At 73.1% G+C, this 1,194-nt stretch carries 1 protein-coding gene; it reads left to right on the top strand.

Going from position 1 to position 1,194, the window contains the following annotated elements; all coding sequences use genetic code 11:
• Positions 1-1,194: BatD family protein (locus AC2W7M_RS25860; protein WP_486135994.1), on the top strand; the 1,194-nt coding region annotated here is incomplete at both ends.

Here is a 1,194-nt window from a genome sequence, read left to right as displayed (position 1 = left end):
CGCGTCCGCACCGCGGCGCTGCTCGCCATGGCGCTCTTCGCCGTCATGCTGGTCGCCGCGCCCGCCGCCCGCGCGGCCCTGCTGACCGGCTCCGTCGACCACGACTTCATGGGCGCCAACGAGACCTTCAACTACGTCCTCAGCCTCTCCGGCGGCGACGCCCGCGAGCCGCCGGATCTCGCGCCGCTGACGAAGGACTTCGAGATCGTCGACCGCACCCGCCGCAGCCGCTCCGACGACGTGGGCGGCCGGCCGGTGGACGTGAACGAGTGGGTGATGACGCTGGCGCCGAAGCGCACCGGCATCCTCACCGTGCCCGGCCTCACCGTGAAGGGGCAGACCTCGGCCCCGCTCAAGGTCCAGGTGGTGCCGGCGGTCCCGGTCGCAGCCCCCGCGGACGATGGCGGCCTGTTCGTGCGCGTGGATGCGGGGGATGTCGGCCCCTATGCCCAAAGCCTGGTGCCGGTCGCGATCCGCATCTTCGACAGCGTCGGCATGCGCTCCGGCCGCTTCGGCGACCTGAAGGCGGATGGCGCCTCGTTCACCCCCGAGGGCAAGCAGCGGGTCTATACCCGCACCATCGGCGGCAAGCGCTACGGCGTCATCGAGCAAAGCTTCCTGATGCAGCCGCAGAAGAGCGGGCGGATCGAGATCGAGCCGCTGACGGTGAACGTGACCGTGCCGGCGCGCCCCGGTGCCGCCGCCACGTCGATGTCGAACCTGCTCGGCCGCGGCAACATCCCGACGCTCCAGAGCGAGGACGCGACGCTCAAGGCGCAGCCGGTGGCGATCGACGTGAAGCCGCGTCCCGAGGGGGCCGAGGGCTGGTTCCTGCCGGCGCGGGCGGTCAGCCTGACGCAGCAATGGTCGGCGCCGCCGGAGCGGGCCAAGGTCGGCGCCGTGCTCACCCGCACCATCCGCCTCAAGGCGCGCGGGGCGAGCCCGAACCAGCTGCCGCCGCTGCCGGTGACGGAGGTGGATGGCGTGCGCCAGTACCAGGACGACAGCCAGACCGGCCGCGTCACCATCGACGGCGAGAGCGGCGCCGAACTGGTCGAGACCCTCTCCGTGGTGCCGGCGCGGCCGGGCGCCTTCACCCTGCCGGCGGTCGAGGTGGGATGGTGGAACCTCGCCACCGGCCGCCAGGAGCGCACGACCCTGCCGCCGGTGACGCTCCAGGTGACCCCGGACGGC

This window comes from Xanthobacter sp. BG11Y11_SDJG (genome assembly GCF_057364445.1).
The sequence above is the reverse complement of the archived record's forward strand: the minus strand, read 5'-3'. Positions and strand labels throughout refer to the sequence as shown.